We start from the raw sequence: 20,768 nt of genomic DNA, 5'->3' as shown, positions 1-20,768 counted from the left end.
GCTGAAAAAAGCACATGATGTAAGAGTTAGTGGAAATAGCTTAATGGAAAGTGAAGAAAATCATTAATGAGCGTCTCGGATTAGGGGGGATGTTTTTATTTCAGGGCTCAAAGAGTGGAGAAAGTTTCAATGCACTATATAAATCCAGTTTGTTTTTTTACATATAAGTCGCTACTTTGTAAAAAATCCCACCATACTTTCTCACGTTTTCTTCGCGAGCTATGCAAAGGGAGCTTGCTCCTTTGCATGGCTAGAGCTTCTCTTTCGTCTAAAAAGAAGGTTTTTATGTCGTTTTATAGTTGTATTTATATACAATACTTTTTGTTGAACTTTACAAAACTTTTACAAACAATTAAAACCGGATTAATAGTTTGGCAGTATTCTTATATCTGTAATCCTGTTATTTCCGGTTACTTCTAGGAGGAAGAACGCGTGAAATGGATAAGTGTATCGATTAAGGTTTTGACACTATCGACATGTTCCTTTTTCTTGTACATGTCTACTGTATCTGCTTCGAGTGAAATGGGAGAAGTGAGAGTTGATGGATCCTCAACAGTTTTTCCTATTATGGAGGCAGTGGCAGAAGAATATACAAAGAAACATCCACGCGTGAAAATTTCTATTAGTATATCTGGGACAGGGGGAGGTTTTCATCGTTTCGGTAAAGGAGAAGTGGATATAAATAATGCTTCACGTTCGATGAAACAAGTGGAAGAGAATGTAATGAAGAAAAACTCTATCCAGTTTACCCCGCTTGAAGTTGCCTATGACGGTCTTACAATCGTTGTGAACCGGCAAAATACGTGGGTAAATAATATGACGATCGAAGAGTTACGTCTATTATGGAGTGAAGATGGAAGAGTAAAACGATGGTCACATATTCATCCAGATTGGCCACGTGAACAAGTACAATTTTATGCACCAGGTGTAGACTCTGGTACGTATGATTACTTTCAAAATGTCGTCTTACAAAATAATCGCCTTGCAAAAACGGTTTCTTTATCAGAAGACGATCAAGTTATTATGCAAGGAGTAATGAATGATAAAAATGCAATTGCATTTGTAGGATATGCTTACTATATAGCTAATCGGGATAAGGTGAAAGCAATAAAAGTAAATGGTGTATTTCCGACAAAAGGGACAATTCAATCTGGTAACTATAGGCCGCTATCAAGACCACTATTTACTTATGTGAACCATGCTTCAATTCAAAATAAAAGCAATGTAGCAAGTTATGTTGAGTTTATGATGAAGCATGTTGGCAATCTTGCTGAAGAGGTTGGCTATGTGAAGTTGCCAAAAGAAAAATATAATGAACAGCTGCGGATGTTAACAGAAATAAAAAGATAATGTCAGGGTGGAAAGGGGTTTTCATCTTTGGCTCGTAATGACAAAAGTCAAATTACATTTTCTGTACAACATTTGATTGAGAGAAATACAAAAAAAAGAAAAAAAACGCAGCGAATCAATCAAATAGTTCCGTTATTGCTAAAGGCAATTGCTAGCGTCTCTATTATAACGACGATTGGAATCATTGTGATGTTAGCAAATGAAACAATCATGTTTTTTCAAAAAGTACCTTTACATTCTTTTTTCACTGAAAAAGAATGGTTACCTTTTTTCAAGCAGCCGAAGTTTGGAATATTACCACTTATATGTGGAACTGTTCTTGTCACAACAATTGCTATGACAGTAGCCATTCCAATCGGTCTAGGATGTGCGATATTTTTAAGTGAGTATGCTTCAAATACTGCTAGAAAAGTGTTAAAGCCGTCGTTGGAGTTATTAGCAGGTATTCCGACAATTGTGTATGGTTTTTTCGCATTAACGGTTGTCACACCATTTTTGCAGCGGATTATTCCAGATTTACAGTTTTTTAATGCAATTAGTCCGGGAATTGTTATTGGATTTATGATGATACCAATGATTGCTTCTCTGTCTGAAGATGCAATGAGAGCTGTAGCAAAGGGTGTAAAAGAAGCTTCGCTAGCCTTAGGAGCAACGCGTTTTGAAACGGTAAAACAAGTCGTATTTCCAGCAGCTTTTAGCGGGATAATGGCAGCTGTTGTATTAGCTGCCTCTCGGGCAATTGGTGAAACGATGATTGTTGTCATTGCAGGTGGTTCAACACCGAATGTATCAATAGATCCAACGCATTCCATTCAAACGTTAACAGCTTATATTGTGCAAGTAAGCTTAGGTGATGCTCCTTATGGAACGATGACATATTATAGCATGTATGCTGTAGGAGCTACGCTACTTATGTTTACGCTTATTATGAATATCGTTTCGCAGCAAATTATGCGCCGTTTTAGGAAGGCGATATAATATGCGAATGTTAAACCATAAAAAAATAAAAGAAAATATGGAATCGCGTTTTCTACAGGATCGAATATATAAGTTGATTTTTTATATAACAATGTTGTTTTCAATCGTAATACTTTTCGTATTGTTATATCAAGTTTTTGAGAAAGGGATTAGTAATCTTTCGATAGATTTTTTTACGAACTTTGCTTCTCGTAATCCGAAGCAAGCGGGGATTGCTGCCGCATTATCAGGAACAATATTATTTATGAGCATTGTCATACCGGTCTCTTTTATATTTGGAATCGGAACAGCGCTTTATTTGGAGCATTATGCAAAGGAATCTACATTTACAAAAATAATAGAGCTAAATATTCAAACGCTAGCCGGTGTACCTTCCGTCGTATTCGGATTACTTGGCTTAACCATCTTTGTATATGGTCTTCAGTTAGGAGAGAGCATAATAGCAGCAGCGCTTACGATGAGTTTGCTTGTCTTACCAACTGTTGTTGTGGCGAGTCAAGAAGCGATTCGTATGGTGCCAAGTTCATTGCTAGAGGCTTCATATGGAGTAGGTGCTACAAAGTGGCAAACAATGTATCAAGTAGTATTACCAACTGCTTTTTCAGGAATTTTAACCGGCTGTATTTTAGCGCTTTCGAGGGCAATTGGAGAAGCAGCACCATTGTTAGTTATCGGGGCGCTCGCATTTGCGAATTATATTCCGATTCACATGTTTGATAGATTTACAGTTTTACCGATTCAAATTTTTAATTGGATGAGTAGACCACAAGAAGAGTTTCAACATGTAGCAGCTGCGGGCATGCTTGTTTTGTTAGGATTGTTGCTCGTTATGAATGCAATCGTCTTATGGTTACGAAATCGAAAATAAGTTGGAAGTGGATGAAAGGGGAATTCAAATGGTTGCAACAGTAGTGAATGTACAAGTGAAAAATGAAAAAGATATTGAGACAATGCCAAAGAAAGTCGTATTTGATACGAAAAATTTAAACTTATGGTATGGGGAAGATCATGCTTTAAAAGATATAAACTTAAGCATTCATGAGAATGAAGTGACAGCAATTATCGGGCCAAGTGGCTGCGGGAAATCAACTTACTTAAAAACATTGAATCGTATGGTTGAGTTAGTACCCATCGTTCGTACAACAGGAGTAATTGAATATCGAGAACGAAATATATTTGATAAGTCGTACCCAGTTGAAGAATTACGTACCCATGTTGGGATGGTATTCCAAAAACCAAATCCATTTCCAAAATCTATTTATGAAAATGTTGCATACGGCCCAAAAATTCACGGTATTCGTGATAAGAAGACGCTTGATGCAATTGTTGAAAAAAGTTTACGTGGGGCTGCTATTTGGGATGAATTAAAAGATCGATTACATGATAATGCGTATGGCTTATCCGGTGGACAGCAGCAACGTCTATGTATTGCACGCTGCTTAGCAATTGAGCCAGATGTTATTTTAATGGATGAGCCAACATCAGCCTTAGATCCAATTTCTACATTAAAGGTAGAAGAACTGATCCAAGAGTTAAAGAAAGATTTTAGTATTGTCATCGTGACTCATAATATGCAGCAAGCAGCGCGTATTTCAGATAAAACAGCGTTCTTCTTAAGTGGAGAAGTTGTGGAGTACACAGGTACAAATAAACTATTTACAACACCTACGGATAAGCGTACAGAAGACTATATTACAGGACGATTTGGTTAAGGTTTATATAAGAGTAAATGCCCTCTTAGTAGAGGGCATTTCTTATTTTTATATAAAGAAAAGAGACTAAGGGGGAAGAAAGATGGCAAGAGAACAGTTTCATTATGACTTACAAACGTTGCAAGAAAAGGTAATTGAACTTGGTGAGTTAGCGAGAGAAGCTTTATTGCTCGCTATGGAGGGTCTCCGAAAAAAAAATGTAGAGAAAGCGCTGGAAGTCATTGATGGTGATTATCGTATGGATCATTTAGAAGAGGAAATAAATGACCTTGCTCTTATGTTAATTACAAAACAGCAGCCTGTAGCAAGTGATTTAAGAAGGATTTTTGTTTCGATTAAAACAGCAACAGATTTAGAGCGTATTGCAGATCATGCTGTAAATATTGCAAAATCAACAATTCGACTTGGAGAAAAAGAAATTTCTGCTAGCTTGCATAATATAGAGGACATGTTTGCAATTGCTAATAAAATGTTAAATCTATCGTTAGAAGCATATGAGCAAGAAAATTTAACGTTTGCAAAACAAATTGCTGAAATGGATGATTCTGTTGATGAAATATATGGAAAAGCCATTCGTGAATTTATATCTTCTATCCCTGAGCGACCTGAAGCAATTACACAAATTACACAATTATCTTTTGTAGCAAGGTATATCGAGCGTGTAGCAGATCACATTACAAATATTGCTGAAAATGTTTTTTATTTAGTAAAAGGCAAGCATTATTTATTAAATGAATAGAAGGTAAAGCGGGTGATGAAAGTCACCTGCTTTTTTTAGTCAAAACATGACAAAAAAAGCTCGTTGTCTCGTTCGATTTATGATGATAAGATGTATCATAATATAATGTGGAAAAATAAAACAATTACATAGATGAGTTGTTTCATTTCTGCACTTAAAAAACATTGGTAAGCGCTTTCTTTTTAGTTAGAGAGTTTAAATTATGTATAAATGACATACATATGGTATACAAAGTCGTTCAACATTACAAAAGTGGAGGATGAATGTATATGAAGGGGGTTATTTTAGCTGGAGGAAAAGGGAGACGCCTTAGACCATTAACATGTAACATTCCAAAGCCGATGTTACCATTATTAGAAAAGCCGGTTTTAGAATACAATATTGAATTGTTGCGTCAGCATGGTATTCGGGAAATTGCGATTACAGTTCAATATATGAGTAACGCTATTAGGCAATATTTTGGGAATGGTAGTAAATGGGGCGTGAACTTACATTATTTTGAGGACTCCCCACCACTTGGTACGGCGGGAAGCATTAAGCAAGCGGAAGCCTTTTTAGATGAACCTTTTGTTGTCATTAGTGGGGATGCATTGACGGACTTTGACTTATCTAAAGGGATTGAATTCCATAGGCTTAAGAAGAGAATGGCGACAATGTTTGTAAAAGAAGTAGAAAATCCACTACCCTTTGGTTTAGTTGTAATGAGCGAAGAGCAAGAAGTTATACGTTATATAGAAAAACCGAGTTGGAATGAAGTGATTTCTAATGTTGTAAATACAGGGATTTATATAATGGATCCTAAAATTTTTTCTTATATTCCCTCTGGAAGTTTTTTTGATTTTAGTCATGATGTTTTTCCTTTACTAGAAAATAAAAAAGCTTTATTTGCATATAAGGCAGAGGGCTATTGGCTAGATATTGGTACGTTTGATCAATATCGACAAGCTCAATTTGATTTGCTGATGAAGAAAGTGAAAGTACCTATTTCGCATACAGAAGTATTGCCGATGGTTTGGATGGGAGAAGGAGTAACAATTGAAAAAGGGACGAAAATTCACGGGCCTTCTTTTATTGGAGAAGGGGTAACTGTTGGTACAGGGGCTGTTATTGAACCGTACTCTATCATTGGTAAGAATAGTACTATATCAAGTTATACACACCTTCAAAAAAGTATTGTTTTTGCAAATACGCACGTCGGAAAGTATTGTGAGTTATTAGAAACGACTGTTGGAGAACGTACAATGATTGAAGATGACGTTACACTGTTTCAAAAAAGCATTGTAGCAGATCATTGTCATATTGGAAAAAATACTGTCATTAAACAAAATGGAAAACTATGGCCTTATAAAGTAATTGATAATCATTCTATAGTAGGTTCAGCAGGTGTTAGGGAGTGTGAAAATGCTACGGGTTGGCTCCAGAAAAGCCAAATAATGGGGAGAGGGAATATTGAAATTACACCTCAATTTATTGTGAAAGTTGCAATGGCTTTTGGATCTCTTTTTAAAAAAGGGGAGAATGTACTGATTGGCAGTCAGGGAGATTTGGAAGCGACTTCGTTTAAAGATTTATTTTTGCATGCCATTCACGGTGTTGGGATAAATACGATGGAGTGCGAGGAAATGAATGGATCCCCTTTCCAATATGCGATTCATGATTTGGCGTGTGCAGGAGGCGCGTTTGTCCGGTTAGAAAGCGGAAAAGGGATTGTTATACAATTGTATGGTGAGGAAGGAATACGGTTAACGTATAAACAGCAAAAAGAACTTGAACAATTGTATATGTCTGAGTTGTTTCCGTATGCAAGTAATAAAGAGATTGGTCGAAACAAAAGAGTTCATGTTTCTTTAGAGCAGTATGTCGAATCGGTTTTAAAACAGATAGATGTTGAAAATATAAAAAAACAAGCGTTTCATCTTCTTATTAATAAGAGGAATGATATGTTACAGTCTTTACTTATGTCCTTTTTACAAAAGCTTGGGTGCACAATTACATGGATTTATGCAAGTGAGCAAAAAGATCATGTGAAATCTTTAATGAAATCCAGTAAAGCAAATATGGCTCTTATGTTTTACGAACAAGGGGATAGATTTGAATTATATGATAACTACGGTAGTATTTACCAAGGTACGAATTTTGAAGAAATAGATATACCAGATTTATTACTTGAAACGACAGAAAATATGTATCCAATGTCTCTTAAATTAGGAGAATGTTACCTTCTTTTTTATACGCATGATGAAAAAAATTCTTTTCAAGTGAGATGGAAAAGAGATATTTTATATCGAATTGGAAAGTTATTTGAGTTAATCGCTAAACAAGGGAAAACATTACCAATTATGTTAGAGAAAACTCGCCCTCTTTACTTATTATGTGATGAAGTTATATGTTCGTGGAAAGAAAAAGGGAAAGTAATGGGAATGTTATTGCGAGATATAGAAAGAAAAGAGGAAAAAGTATCAGAAGGAGTTCAGTTTAAATATACGGAAAATGAGTGGTCTTATATCGTTTCTGATGCAAAACACCCAAAATTTTTAGTGTATTCACATGCGAGAAACCCAGTAATAGCAAGGGAAAACATGAAAAATCTTATAGAAAAAATTAGACAATATCAAAAGGTGTAGAATTTTTATTTTAAAAGTGGTATTATAGTATAGTCTGATTTAAGTTATTAGTGACTGGAGGGAAATAAGAATGCGTGTGAATATTACTCTAGCATGTACAGAATGCGGAGATCGTAACTATATCTCAAAGAAAAATAAACGTAACAACGCTGAGCGTCTTGAGCTTAAAAAGTATTGCAAGCGTGACAAGAAGTCTACGTTACACCGTGAAACAAAGTAAGCAGTAGGAATATTTTCCTACTGTTTCTTTTTTTTGTACGAGTTCTTCGTAATGCAGCCCTTATTTAAAAGTGATAAACTATCTTAGTAGAGTAAAGTGTCACTGTAAAAGGGGGAGAAGAGTGTGAAAGAGGAAAAAGTACGTTTACGTAAACAAATAATAGAACGCATGAATTCTTTATCAGAAGAACAGTATACAACTTTATCGGAACAAATCGCAGTTTCGCTGTATGAACAAAAAGAGTGGATGGAAGCAGAAACAATTGGCATTACTCTTTCAATGGAACATGAAGTAAATACATATGTCATTATTGAAAAAGCGTGGCAAGAAGGCAAGAAAGTTGTTGTGCCAAAGTGCAATCGAAAGACAAGAACAATGACATTCCGCCAAATAAACAATTTTGCTCAATTAGAAACTGTATATATGAGCTTACGTGAACCAATCCCTACGTTAACAAAGGAAGTAATGGCAATCGAAATTGACCTTCTTTTCGTACCTGGGGTGGCTTATACAAGACGAGGGGAACGTATAGGGTATGGCGGTGGTTATTATGATCGCTATCTTGTGCAGTATAAAGGGAAAACGCTATCATTAGCTTTTGATTTTCAAATCGTGAATGATATTCCGATTGAACCATTCGATCAAAAGGTACAAAAAATTATTACAGAAAAAGAAACATTTGTTCAAAAGGGACTTGTATAGACAAATAAAAATTGACGAGACTTTTTCTTGTTGATTATAATAAAATATGTGAACGTTTTCTTATTATATTTTTATAATAAGTGAGCATAGAGGGTGATAAAATGATATCGGTTTATGATATTCAGCAATTGCTAAAAAAATTTGGCACGATCATTTATACAGGTGATCGAATCGCTGATTTACAATTAATGCAAGATGAGCTACGTGAATTAAATCAATCACAGCTGATCGATCCACAAGACTATCAAGTAGCTTTATTTTTACTGAAGCAAGAGATTCAAAAAGAGATGAGTAAGAAATAGATAAAGGTAGGTTAGCAAAATGGAAGAAAAGTGGTTAGTTGGTGTTGACCTTGGTGGGACAACGATTAAATTAGCATTCATTAATGTATACGGTGAAATTTTACATAAGTGGGAGATCCCAACGAATACAAGTGAACAAGGAAAACATATTACACTAGATGTAGCAAAAGCAATTGATAAAAAGTTAGAAGAACTAGACGAATTAAAAAGTAAGTTAATTGGTATTGGTATGGGAGCGCCTGGTCCTGTGCATGTAGCTTCTGGAATGATTTATGAGGCGGTTAACTTAGGGTGGAAAAACTATCCACTAAAAGACTTATTAGAATTGGAAACAGGATTACCTGTTGTAATTGATAATGATGCAAACCTAGCAGCACTTGGTGAAATGTGGAAAGGTGCTGGTGAAGGAGCGAAAGATTTAATTTGTATGACACTTGGAACTGGTGTTGGCGGTGGTGTTATCGCAAACGGTGAGATTGTACATGGTGTAAGCGGTGCTGCTGGTGAAATTGGACATATTACAGTCGTTACAGAGAATGCTTTTCCTTGTAATTGTGGGAAATCTGGCTGTCTAGAAACAGTAGTTTCTGCGACTGGTATTGTACGTGTAGCTATGCAAAAACTACAAGAAACAGATAAGGAAAGTGTATTACGTTCTATGCTAGCGGAAGAAGGGCAAATTACATCAAAAGATGTGTTTGAAGCACTTGGACAAGGTGATGCATTAGCTGGTGAAGTTGTAGAGAAGGTAGCTTCTTATTTAGGGCTAGCTGTAGCGAATCTTTCTAGTACGTTAAACCCAGAGAAAATTGTAATTGGTGGCGGTGTATCTAAAGCAGGTGATGCATTACTACAACCAATTCAAGGTTACTTTGAGAAATATGCATTCTCACGTGCTGTGAAGAGTACAAAGCTAGCGATTGCAACGCTTGGTAATGATGCGGGTGTAATTGGTGGAGCTTGGCTTGTAAAAAAGCACAAGTACGAAGCAAAGATGATATAAGTGGTGAATGATGAAAAGAGGAAGGGGAGCCCCTTCCTCTTTTTATGCGAAATCTTGATGAAGAATAAAAATGTAAATGAATTAAGCTGCTGGAGGGTACCCGTTATATAGAACAGTCATGACCGTAAACCATCCGAAAACGAGTACGGTTGCAATAGCGAAGCCACTCGCGAGTAAGTTTTTTTCACGGAGTGTTCTAAGGGTAGCGAATACAGCTAACAGAGTGACTAACGTAAAAATGATAACAAGACCCATACAATATCCCCCTCTGCCTTCTCATTCTTTCGATTGAGTTTTTAGAATATTTATTCTTTTATATTGTACATGTTTTAGAAATGATTGTCGAGATAGCATCCTTTCTTTTCCTAGAACAAAGAAATGTTGTATCATGAAAGTAAGTTTAATAACTGGAGGAGATTTTCAAATGAAATGGATACAAATGCCGTTAGGACCATTACAAACAAACGCTTATATTTTAACGAATGATCAAAAGGAGTGTATTATTTTTGACCCAGGTAGTGAAGGTGAGAAATTAGTTACATATTTACAAGAGGCACAGTTAAAACCAATAGCTGTTTTATTAACACATGCTCACTTTGACCATATTGGTGCTGTTGATGCTGTCAGAGATGCGTTTCGTATTCCTGTATATGTGCATAAAGAGGAAGCTGATTGGTTAGGAGATGCGACCGTAAATGGTTCTCAAATTTTTATGATGAATCGAAGTATTACAGCAAAACAGGCGGATCATATTATCGATGAAGAGGGAACTTTAACAATTGGTTCGTTTACATTTGAAATGTTCGAGACACCAGGACATTCCCCGGGAAGCATTTCTTACTATTGTAAAGAGGCAAATGCTGTGTTTTCTGGTGATGTATTATTTCAAATGAGTATTGGAAGAACAGATTTACCTGGTGGAAGCTTTGCTGAGTTAATTGGAAGCATTGAAGAAAAATTATTTGTATTACCAGATGAAACAGCTGTACTATGTGGGCATGGCCCTGAAACAAGCATTGGATTTGAAAAAGAAAATAACCCATTTTTACAATAAGGAGTTATTATGGGGATGGAGCTTATATTAAGAGAATGGATGGGGAAAGAAAAGGATTATTCGATTTCATATAGTACGTATATGAGTCTCGCATTGTATGATGAGAAGTATGGATATTATATGAAAGAACGTGAAAAAATTGGAAGGAAAGGTGATTTTTTCACGAGTAGTAATGTCTCTTCAGTATTTGCAAAGACATTTGCTAAGTTCTTTATTCGACTAGTTGAAAATGGAGAGGTTCCTCCGAATATTTGTGAAATTGGTGGGGGGACAGGAAGATTCGCGTATGATCTTTTACAAGAATGGAAACAGTTATCTCCAGAAACCTTTGCAACACTACACTATTCTATAATTGAATTAAGTCCTTTTCATAGGAAATTGCAAAATGAGCGACTTCATTCATTTTTTAATGTTTCTCAGTATACGTCTTATGAAGATATGGAAGATTCCTTTCAAGGGATTATTTTTTCAAATGAATTATTTGATGCGTTTCCTGTTGAAGTAATAGAGAAACGGAATGGTATTTTGTATGAAGTACGGATTACATATACAACAGAAGGAAAACTTACCGAAATAGTAAGACCGATAGAAGAGAGAATCGAACGATATTTACGAAAGTACCGTCTGCAGCTTTCTGAAGGACAGCGTTTTGAAGTATCAATCACCATGGAAAAATATGTACAAGAGATGGCCAAGTGGCTCAAGAAAGGGTTATTCATCACGGTTGATTATGGATATACAAGGGAGGAATGGATGCATCCTGCACATTGTGAAGGGAGTTTAAGGGGATATTACAATCATACACTTATTCGAAATCCTCTCGCATATCCAGGAGAGATGGATATTACGACACATATTCATTGGGACGAGATGAAAGAAGCTTTTGCAATGCAAGGTATTGATACGATATGGCATACAAAGCAAGGCGAGTTTTTACTAGCAGCAGGAATAGTAGAGCAGCTTGCTAGCCATCAAGATTCTGATCCTTTTTCGGAGAAACAGAAAGTAAATCGTGCAGTCCGCTCTATGATTTTGCATGAGGGATTGGGAAATGCTTTCGATATTGTTATACAAAAGAAAAGTATGCAACATTTTCGTTTAAATCGCTATTTATACATATAAAAAACAAGACACAGGAACATCCTGTGTCTTGTTTTTAAATACGACTTTTAGTATGTAGCATTATATATTTTCTCTCATGATATATATTTATATTAAAGATATGAGATGGAAAATATAGAATACGTCCTTTTTCTCTGTCTAATGGTCCCTAACCTAGTAATACGCGAACGAGTTGAATAATCGTTTCATTTTCGACTTTGTAGTAGATTTCCAATCCTTTTCTTTCACTAGAAACGATTTTAGCACTTTTTAATTTTGCTAAATGCTGTGAAATTGTGGATTGTGGCATGTTTAGGCCTGTGTACATTGTTGAAACGTTACTTGGACCACGTTCAATTAATCCCTTTACAATACATAAGCGAACAGGATGAGCTAACACTTTCAATAATTCTGCGTTATTCTCATATAGTTCTAATTCTTTTTGAAAGGTTTCTAACATGTTCTTTTCCACCTCCGTGTGAGCTATGATACCATACTATACATACCAAAAAAATAAAGAAAAGAAAACAGTTGTTGCAGAAAAAATGTCCTAAAGTAAAGAAATTGTAAGAAAAGAGATTCTGATGTAAATAAAGTAGATAAATTTGTACGGTTTTGTAAAAAGATGTTTTTTAGTGAAATTTTTAATCCGTTTTAAAAATTGAAAGATATGGATATACTTGTAACACAATTTTATCATGATTTTTTTGTTCTTTCAAATCAATATACAAAATTTTTTAAATAATGCGAAAAAGGAATTATCGATTTACATATAGAATATAATTCAAGTTGAAAAGCGGGAAGGTTACACAAAAAAGAGCCTGGGATTCAGGTTCTTTTTTGTGTAATTGAAATGAAACGTGAAAGTACTAGAATTTCTTATGCATTCACGGGCTCTTCTACGTAAGAAAGGGCGTTTTCAAAGTCTGATATTAAATCATTTACATTTTCAAGACCAACGGATAAGCGAAGCAATGAATTCGTAATACCTCGTTCATCTCGTGCTTCTTGTGATAAGGCAGCGTGCGACATTTTCGCTGGATAAGAAAGGATAGACTCGACGGCCCCTAAGCTAACAGCAAATACAGGGAGTTTTACTTTTGATAAAAATTGGCGTAGTGCCTCTTCTGATTGCAAAGTGAAAGATAAAACGGCCCCGGCAGATGTCGCCTGAGACAATTGAATATCATGGCCGAGATGTGATTTTAATCCAGGATAATAGACGTTTTTAATTTTTGAGTGCTCTTTTAAATAATGGGCAATTTTATTGGTGTTGGCTGCTGAATGTTCAAGTCGTACATGTAATGTTTTGAGACCACGGAGTACGAGAGAACAGTCTTGTGGCCCTAATATAGCGCCAAAAGCATTTTGTAAGAAACCAAGTTTTTGAGCGAGCCCCTCATCTTTTACGACTGCTAATCCAGCGGTAACATCGCTATGACCGGCGATAAATTTTGTTGCACTATGAAGTACGACATCGGCCCCAAGTTCAAGTGGTTTTTGGAATAGTGGGGTCAAAAACGTGTTATCAACAAACGTAAGAGCATCAACAGATTTTGCTAATTCACATACAGCACGAACATTTGTTACTTTTAATAATGGGTTAGATGGTGTTTCGATGTAGAAGAGTTTTGTATTTGGTTTAATATTTCTTTCTACTTCTTCTATATTGGTCATGTCAACAAATGTATGTGAAACGCCGTAACGAGAGAGTACCTCTGTAACAATTCGGTACGTTCCGCCATATACATCTTCCGAGATAAGAACATGATCCCCTTGTGAGAGGAGAAGGAAAGCAGTAGAGATCGCTGCGATGCCTGAAGCAAAGGCAAACCCTTTCGTTCCACCCTCTAATAGAGCAATTATATCTTCGAGTGCTTCACGTGTTGGATTCCCAGATCGACTATAGTCGTACTTTCCGAAAGTATCTACATCAAATTGATGGAATGTTGATGTGTTATAAATGGGAACGTTAACAGCCCCGGTTTGTGAATCATGTTTATATTGATTATGAAGTAAGAGTGTGTCTACGGAATAACTCATATTCTTACACCTTCTTTTACAAGTTTAATGGCTTGCTTTAAGTCTTGAATTAGGTCGTCACTATTTTCGATACCAACTGAGAAGCGAAGGAGGCGATTACATACACCACGTGCTATTCGTACTTCTTCTGGAATATCGGCATGTGTTTGTGTTGCAGGATATGTCATTAGACTCTCAACTCCGCCCAGACTTTCAGCAAATGTAATTAAGGATAAAGATTGTAAGAATGGATTAATCCATTTTTCATCACGAAGACGAAACGAAATCATGCCGCCTCTCCCCGGATAAAATACATCGGTAACGCCATCTTCATTGGTTAAATAAGAAACAATTGCATTCGCATTTTCTTCATGTTGTTTCATGCGAAGTGCTAAAGTTTTCATGCCGCGAATCAATAGCCATGCATCAAACGGACTTAAAACAGCACCAGAGGCATTATGATAATGGGCAAGTTCTTCACAAAGTGATTGACCTTTCGCAACGACAAGTCCGCTGAGTACATCGTTATGACCACCTAAATATTTAGTTGCGCTATGAAGAACGATATCTGCACCTTCTGTTAATGGCTGTTGTATATAAGGTGTGTAGAATGTGTTATCTACAATAAGAAGTAGCTCATGACGTTTTGCTACACTTGCGACAGCTGCAATATCGGTTACCTGCATTAATGGATTAGTTGGTGTTTCTATGAAAATAGCTTTCGTTTGAGAAGTGATCGCCTGCTCAATTTGTTTAATAGATTGTGTATCTACGTATCTACATCGAACATCCCACTTTTTTTCATGTTCAGAAAATAAGCGATAAGTGCCCCCATATAAGTCTTCGGATACGATAAGTTCATCTCCGGAGCGGAAGAGTGATAGAACGAGGAGAACTGCTGCCATTCCTGAACTACAGGCATAACCTTGTTCACCTTCTTCTAAGTCAGCGATGGCTTGTTCTAAAAGGCCTCGAGTAGGATTTCCAGTTCTTGAATAGTCAAAACCTGTTGATTTTCCAATTCCTTCATGACGATAAGCTGTTGAGAAATAAACAGGTGGGTTAACAGTTCCTGTTGTAGTTTCGCTACGGTTGCCGATTTGTGCTAGTTTTGTTTCAATTGTTGACATGTAAAATTCCTCCTTTGTAAAGTGAACGACTAAGTGAATTCAGAATAAAAATAAAAAAGCCTTCTAAGAAGAAGGCTTTTGGTTTGAATAGAGTCTTCTTCTCATCTGTCAAATTTTTCACAATTTGCTGGAATTAGCACCTTATTAACGAATGAACGTTAATGGTTGCTGAGGTGTCATAGGGCCAGTCCCTCTACCTCTCTAGATAAGAATAGTTTGTATGAAATTTTTATTATGTTTTTAACTTTACAACAAAAGATAATTGAATTGCAACTTTATTTTAAATATTTTTATTTTTCCGCAAGTGTCATTGACTTTTATTTTAGTGCATGCTAAATTTATTAGAAAATTAACAAACATTGTTAAAAGGGGAACGTATTTCCTTTTAGCTACATAAATAAATAGAAAAGATAAACTCTTATTGAGAGCGGTGGAGGGAAAGGCCCTGTGAAACCCGGCAACCTTCAAACGAAATGTTTGAAACGGTGCTAATACCTGCAAAACGAATGGTTTTGCATGATAAGAGGAGGAACGATTATGTCCCCCTCTTCAAAGTGATGAGGGGGTTTTTATATTGATAGAAATGAGGGAGATACGTGAAATTACTAGATTTATTATCAAAAGGTATTGTAATAGGTGATGGTGCAGTTGGAACATTATTACATTCACATGGGTTACAAAGTAGTTTTGAAGAATTGAATTTGTCTGATCCAGATTTAATTATATCTATTCATAAACAATATGTAGCTGCTGGTGCTGATGTGATTCAAACGAATACGTATGGTGCAAATGAAGCAAAGTTACGTATGTACGGTTTGGAAAACCAAGTTATTCAAATTAATAAAGAGGCGGTCAAACTTGCGAAAGCATCTGTAAATGAGAGAAATGCAATTTTAGGAACAATTGGTGGTATGAAGCATATTGGAGCTGTTACAACAACTAATATGGAGCGAGAGTTTATGCTGCTTGAGCAGGCGAGTGCCTTATTAGAAGAACAGGTTGACGGTTTGTTATTAGAAACGTTTTATGACGAATTTGAACTGCTTCATGCAGTAAAAGTGTTACGCAAGCAAACGGATATTCCAATTGTGGCACAGTTAGCGTTACATGAGGCAGGAACGACTCAAAATGGTAATGATGTGAACGAAATGGTAACGAGACTTTTAGATTATGGTGCGAACGTAATTGGGTTAAACTGCCAACTTGGGCCTTTACACATGACGGAAGCTTTCAAAATGATATCGATTCCTAAAAACGGTTATTTATCAGCATATCCAAACGCAGGTCTCCCAAATTATGTAGAAGGTCGTTACGTATACGAAGGAAGTCCAGCCTATTTTGAAGCGATGACGCCAAAATTTATTGAGCAAGGCATTCGTCTATTAGGCGGTTGTTGTGGAACGACACCAGCACATATTGAAGGAATGAAACGTGCCATTACAAATGTAACACCTGTTACAGAAAAAAAAATCATCCAAAGACCGAAAGTAATTCATACACACGAGAAGCGCTCAAGAGCTCACGTTACGCTCGCAGAGAAAGCGAAGAAGCAAACGACGGTTGTAGTGGAATTAGATCCGCCAAAAACTTTAGATACACAGCGATTCTTTGAAGGGGCTAGAGCATTGAAAAGAGCAGGTGCTGATGCTATTACTCTAGCGGATAATTCGTTGGCATCACCTCGTATTTCTAATATGGCGATGGGAGCGTTATTAACGAAGCATGATATTCCAGTATTGACACATTTAACATGTAGAGATCATAACGTCATTGGATTGCAGTCTCATTTACTTGGTTTATCAGCGCTCGGTATGGAAGAGGTATTAGCTTTAACTGGTGATCCAGCCCGTGTTGGCGACTTCCCAGGTGCAACATCTGTATATGATTTATCATCTATTGAATTAATTAAAATGATTAAAGAAATGAACGATGGCCGCTCAATTTTAGGGAAATCGATTGGACCTGCAACGAGATTTTCTGTTGGAGGAGCTTTTAACCCCCACGTAAGGCATTTAAAAGCAGCTGTAAAACGAATGGAACGAAAAATCGCCGCTGGAGCAGAATATTTTTTAACCCAGCCAATTTACGATGTAGCGTTAATTGAAGAAGTATATGAGGCTACGAAACATTTGGAACAACCGATTTTTATTGGAATTATGCCGTTAGTAAGTAAACGTAATGCTGATTTTCTTCATTTTGAAGTACCAGGGATTACACTCCCTGAAGAAGTAAGACAAAGATTGGGCGGACATGAAACAAAAGAAGCAGCCATTGAAGAAGGGATTCGTATTTCACAAGAATTAATTGATACTGCGATGAAATATTTTAATGGTATATATCTCATCACACCATTTTTGAAATATGAAATTACAGAGCATCTCGTTAAATATGTGAGAGAAAAGCAAGAAGTGAAAGAGGGTATTCAATAATGAAGCGAATAGAAGAGAGATTACAAAACGACATTTTATTATTAGATGGTGCAATGGGAACGATGATCCAGCAAGCGGATTTAACTGCTGCCGATTTCGGTGGTGAAGAATATGAAGGTTGTAATGAATATTTAGTAAAAACAAGACCAGATGTAATTTTAAATATTCATAAAGCGTATATTGAAGCTGGTGCGGATATTATTGAAACGAATACATTTGGTGCGACGAATATTGTACTAAGTGATTATGAGTTGTCGCATTTAGATGAAGAATTGAATGAAAGGGCTACGCTTTTAGCAAAGCAAGCTGTAACGGAGAGTGGAAAAGAAGTATATGTAGCGGGGGCGATGGGACCGACGACGAAAGCGATTAGTGTAACGGGTGGCGTAACATTTGAAGAATTAATTGAAGCCTATACAAGGCAAGCGAGGGGATTGCTAAGAGGTGGTGTGGATGTATTACTCGTTGAGACGAGTCAAGATATGCGTAATGTGAAAGCAGCATATTTGGGGATTCAATTGGCATTTGAAGAGTTAAACCAAATTGTACCCCTTATGATTTCAGGAACAATTGAGCCGATGGGAACGACTTTAGCTGGTCAAACGATTGAAGCATTTTATTTATCGGTAGAACATATGAAGCCTTTGTCTGTTGGATTAAACTGTGCGACTGGACCGGAATTTATGAGGGAACATATTCGTTCTCTCTCTGATTTATCAGAGTGCTACATTTCTTGTTATCCAAATGCTGGTCTTCCTGATGAGGATGGACATTATCATGAATCTCCGGCTTCACTTGCTGAAAAAGTGAAGCGTTTTGCTGAAGAAGGATGGATTAATATTATTGGTGGTTGCTGTGGTACAACACCAGATCATATAAGAGCAATGAAAGAGGTACTTACATCTCTTGAGTCTCGTGAAATTCGTGAACGAAAAGGACATGGGGTAAGTGGGTTAGAGGCGCTGCAATATGATGATTCTATGAGACCATTATTTGTCGGAGAAAGAACGAACGTAATTGGATCGCGTAAATTTAAACGATTAGTGGCGGAAGGAAACTTTGAAGAGGCTGCTGAAGTTGCAAGAGCGCAAGTTAAGAAAAATGCACATATTATTGATATTTGTATGGCAGATCCAGATCGTGATGAAGTAGAAGATATGGAAAACTTTTTAGCAGAGGTTACGAAAGTGTTAAAAGTACCCATTATGATTGATTCAACAGATGAAAATGTGATGGCGAGAGCTCTTACTTATATTCAAGGGAAAGGTGTTATTAACTCTATTAATTTAGAAAATGGAGAAGAACGTTTTGAAAAAGTGACACCTCTTATTCGTAAGTATGGAGCTGCTATTGTAGTAGGAACAATTGATGAAGAGGGTATGGCTGTTAGCGCGGAAAGAAAACTAGAAATTGCAAAAAGAAGTTATGAATTATTAACGAAGAAATATGGTATACGTCCATCGGATATTATTTTTGACGCACTTGTATTTCCTGTAGGAACCGGAGATGAAGAATATATCGGTTCAGCAGCAGCTACAATAGAAGGAATTCGTCTTATTAAAGAAGCGTTGCCAGAATGTTTAACGATTTTAGGTGTAAGTAATATATCATTTGGTTTACCGCCAGCTGGTCGGGAAGTATTAAATTCCGTCTTTTTATACCAGGCAACAAAGGCGGGGTTAGACTATGCGATTGTAAATACTGAAAAATTAGAGCGTTATGCGTCAATTCCAGAGGAAGAAAAGCAACTTGCAGATGCGTTATTATTCGAAACGACGAAAGAAACGTTAGAAGAATTTACAAACTTTTATCGAATTGTGAAAAAGAAAGATGTTGTTGTCCAAGAAACATTAACGCTCGATGAACGATTAGCAAACTACATTGTAGAAGGAACAAAACAAGGATTGCAAGAGGATTTGAGTCTTGCGCTTGAAGAAGGTAGAAAACCTCTTGATATTATAAACGGTCCACTTATGACGGGGATGGATGAAGTAGGGCGATTATTTAATAATAATGAGCTTATTGTCGCTGAAGTGTTGCAAAGCGCTGAAAGTATGAAAGCGGCTGTAGCTTATTTAGAGCCGTATATGGAATCTAGTGATAGCGCTAAAAAAGGAAAAGTATTATTAGCAACTGTTAAAGGAGACGTACATGATATTGGTAAAAACCTTGTTGAAATTATTTTATCAAATAACGGATATGAGATTATTAATTTAGGAATTAATGTTCGTTCTGATCGCATCGTTCAAGAAGTACAAGAAAAGAAACCAGACATTATTGGACTCTCTGGTTTGTTAGTAAAATCAGCACAACAAATGGTAACAACTGCTGAAGATTTAAAAGCAGCAAATATTGAGATTCCAATTGTTGTAGGTGGTGCAGCATTAACGAGAAAATTTACAGATAATCGCATTTCTCCTTCTTATAAGGGGCTTGTATTATATGCGAGTGATGCGATGACAGGTCTTGATATTATTAACAGGCTACAAAAAGAAGAAGAACGTGAAAAAATGAAGCAAGATAAAAAAGAACGTCATCTTCATATTGTAAAACAAGAAGAGAAAAAAGTAGAAGTTCCATTAGTGATTGAGCCTCTACCAAAAGCAAAAGTGATGATACCAGACTCAACGAAACGAGTTGTACTACGCGATGTTCCCGTTTCACATCTTGCACCATTTTTAAATAGACAAATGTTACTTGGGCATCATCTTGGGTTAAAAGGAAATGTAAAAAAGCTTCTGCAAGAAGGAGATAAAAGGGCACAGGAACTAAACGACCTAATTGATGAATTATTACAAGAAGGACAATCTTGGTTACGTCCAAAAGCGGTATATCAATTTTTCCCTGCACAAAGTGACGGACAAAATATTATTATTTATAGTCCAGAAGACCATACGCGTATTATAGAGCGTTTTTCATTTCCAAGACAGGGAAAAGTACCATACCGTACTTTAGGAGATTATTTACGTCCTACTGGAGATGAGATGGATTACGTTGCTTTCTTATCTGTTACTGTTGGGGAAGGAGTTCGTGATATCGCAGAGGAATGGAAGGCGAAAGGAGATTACTTGCGCAGTCATGCGATCCAATCATTAGCGCTTGAATTAGCGGAGGGACTAGCAGAAAAAACACATATGTTAATTCGAGATCGTTGGGGAATTCCTGATTCACCTGAAATGACGATGGAGGAACGTTTTCGAACAAAATATAGAGGGATTCGTGTTTCATTTGGTTATCCAGCTTGTCCAGAACTTGCGGATCAAGAAAAGTTATTTCGTTTAATTCAACCGGAGGAAATTGGTATTTCATTAACGGAAGGATTTATGATGGAGCCAGAAGCATCTGTAACGGCAATGGTATTTTCTCACCCTGAAGCAAGGTATTTTAGTGTACTATAGTGTA

Annotated in this window: 18 protein-coding genes and 2 riboswitches; of the genes, 14 read left to right on the top strand and 4 right to left on the bottom strand. The window is 36.5% G+C overall.

All coding sequences use genetic code 11. The annotated features are described in order from the left end of the window. The first annotated feature begins 432 nt into the window (after positions 1-432). The 10 genes from DJ93_RS07065 to glcK all read left to right on the top strand — a co-directional run bounded on the left by DJ93_RS07065 (position 433) and on the right by glcK (position 9,630). Positions 433-1,350 carry a PstS family phosphate ABC transporter substrate-binding protein gene (locus DJ93_RS07065; RefSeq protein WP_042979904.1) on the top strand — a complete coding sequence of 306 codons (918 nt, stop codon included), beginning with the start codon at positions 433-435 and terminating at the stop codon, positions 1,348-1,350. 27 nt (positions 1,351-1,377) lie between these two features. Then, complete coding sequence (pstC, locus tag DJ93_RS07060) at positions 1,378-2,328, top strand: phosphate ABC transporter permease subunit PstC (RefSeq protein ID WP_042979903.1); 951 nt, start codon at positions 1,378-1,380, stop codon at positions 2,326-2,328. A 1-nt stretch (position 2,329) separates the two neighbouring features. Next, positions 2,330-3,196: a phosphate ABC transporter permease PstA gene (gene pstA, locus DJ93_RS07055; protein WP_042979902.1), complete on the top strand. Its 867-nt coding sequence runs from the start codon at positions 2,330-2,332 to the stop codon at positions 3,194-3,196. Positions 3,197-3,224: 28 nt separating this feature from the next. Beyond that, the gene (gene pstB, locus DJ93_RS07050) at positions 3,225-4,040 is read left to right on the top strand and encodes a phosphate ABC transporter ATP-binding protein (RefSeq protein WP_042979901.1); all 816 of its coding nucleotides are present in this window, start codon (positions 3,225-3,227) and stop codon (positions 4,038-4,040) included. 82 nt (positions 4,041-4,122) lie between these two features. Beyond that, on the top strand, positions 4,123-4,779 hold the full coding sequence (phoU, locus tag DJ93_RS07045; RefSeq protein ID WP_042979900.1) for a phosphate signaling complex protein PhoU: 657 nt from the start codon (positions 4,123-4,125) through the stop codon (positions 4,777-4,779). 269 nt (positions 4,780-5,048) lie between these two features. After that, complete coding sequence (locus DJ93_RS07040) at positions 5,049-7,403, top strand: sugar phosphate nucleotidyltransferase (RefSeq protein WP_042979899.1); 2,355 nt, start codon at positions 5,049-5,051, stop codon at positions 7,401-7,403. Positions 7,404-7,473: 70 nt separating this feature from the next. Continuing rightward, entirely contained in the window at positions 7,474-7,623 is a 150-nt protein-coding gene (gene rpmG, locus DJ93_RS07035) for a 50S ribosomal protein L33 (protein WP_012095458.1), read from the top strand. A 123-nt stretch (positions 7,624-7,746) separates the two neighbouring features. Continuing rightward, a complete protein-coding gene (locus DJ93_RS07030) occupies positions 7,747-8,325 on the top strand; it encodes a 5-formyltetrahydrofolate cyclo-ligase (protein WP_042979898.1) in 579 nt (192 codons plus the stop codon). Positions 8,326-8,426: 101 nt separating this feature from the next. Beyond that, entirely contained in the window at positions 8,427-8,627 is a 201-nt protein-coding gene (locus DJ93_RS07025; RefSeq protein WP_042979897.1) for a YqgQ family protein, read from the top strand. Between the two features lie 19 nt (positions 8,628-8,646). Further along, positions 8,647-9,630 carry a glucokinase gene (glcK, locus tag DJ93_RS07020; RefSeq protein WP_042979896.1) on the top strand — a complete coding sequence of 328 codons (984 nt, stop codon included), beginning with the start codon at positions 8,647-8,649 and terminating at the stop codon, positions 9,628-9,630. An 81-nt stretch (positions 9,631-9,711) separates the two neighbouring features. Here glcK and DJ93_RS30170 read toward each other — a convergent pair whose 3' ends face one another. Continuing rightward, a complete protein-coding gene (locus tag DJ93_RS30170) occupies positions 9,712-9,885 on the bottom strand; it encodes a DUF2759 domain-containing protein (protein WP_042979895.1) in 174 nt (57 codons plus the stop codon). 169 nt (positions 9,886-10,054) lie between these two features. Here DJ93_RS30170 and DJ93_RS07010 point away from each other — a divergent pair, with 169 nt between their 5' ends. Further along, positions 10,055-10,684 carry an MBL fold metallo-hydrolase gene (locus DJ93_RS07010; protein WP_042979894.1) on the top strand — a complete coding sequence of 210 codons (630 nt, stop codon included), beginning with the start codon at positions 10,055-10,057 and terminating at the stop codon, positions 10,682-10,684. Between the two features lie 9 nt (positions 10,685-10,693). Then, on the top strand, positions 10,694-11,806 hold the full coding sequence (locus DJ93_RS07005) for a class I SAM-dependent methyltransferase (RefSeq protein ID WP_042979892.1): 1,113 nt from the start codon (positions 10,694-10,696) through the stop codon (positions 11,804-11,806). A gap of 148 nt (positions 11,807-11,954) precedes the next feature. Here the strand turns inward: DJ93_RS07005 and DJ93_RS07000 are convergent, their stop codons facing one another. The 3 genes from DJ93_RS07000 to DJ93_RS06990 form a co-directional block, all read right to left on the bottom strand. Beyond that, a complete protein-coding gene (locus DJ93_RS07000) occupies positions 11,955-12,245 on the bottom strand; it encodes an ArsR/SmtB family transcription factor (protein WP_000894376.1) in 291 nt (96 codons plus the stop codon). 419 nt (positions 12,246-12,664) lie between these two features. Next, complete coding sequence (gene metC, locus DJ93_RS06995; protein ID WP_042979891.1) at positions 12,665-13,828, bottom strand: cystathionine beta-lyase; 1,164 nt, start codon at positions 13,826-13,828, stop codon at positions 12,665-12,667. After that, positions 13,825-14,937, bottom strand: coding sequence for a methionine biosynthesis PLP-dependent protein (locus tag DJ93_RS06990; RefSeq protein ID WP_042979889.1), 1,113 nt, complete (start codon positions 14,935-14,937; stop codon positions 13,825-13,827). The genes metC and DJ93_RS06990 overlap by 4 nt, the downstream gene beginning before the upstream one ends. 98 nt (positions 14,938-15,035) lie before the next feature. Next, a riboswitch (SAM riboswitch) is annotated at positions 15,036-15,149 on the bottom strand. Positions 15,150-15,352: 203 nt separating this feature from the next. Next, positions 15,353-15,463, top strand: a riboswitch (SAM riboswitch). Between the two features lie 70 nt (positions 15,464-15,533). On the opposite strand from DJ93_RS06990, the gene DJ93_RS06985 reads away from it, so the two are divergent. Further along, positions 15,534-17,366 (top strand): bifunctional homocysteine S-methyltransferase/methylenetetrahydrofolate reductase, encoded by a 1,833-nt coding sequence (locus DJ93_RS06985; RefSeq protein ID WP_042979888.1) that lies wholly within the window; start codon positions 15,534-15,536, stop codon positions 17,364-17,366. Then, positions 17,366-20,764: a methionine synthase gene (metH, locus tag DJ93_RS06980; RefSeq protein ID WP_042979887.1), complete on the top strand. Its 3,399-nt coding sequence runs from the start codon at positions 17,366-17,368 to the stop codon at positions 20,762-20,764. Before DJ93_RS06985 ends, metH begins: the two co-directional genes overlap by 1 nt. Positions 20,765-20,768 lie beyond the last annotated feature (4 nt).

Origin of the sequence: Bacillus clarus (assembly GCF_000746925.1) — a bacterium.
GTDB lineage: Bacteria > Bacillota > Bacilli > Bacillales > Bacillaceae_G > Bacillus_A > Bacillus_A clarus.
This window is presented reverse-complemented; position numbering and strand designations above follow the sequence as displayed.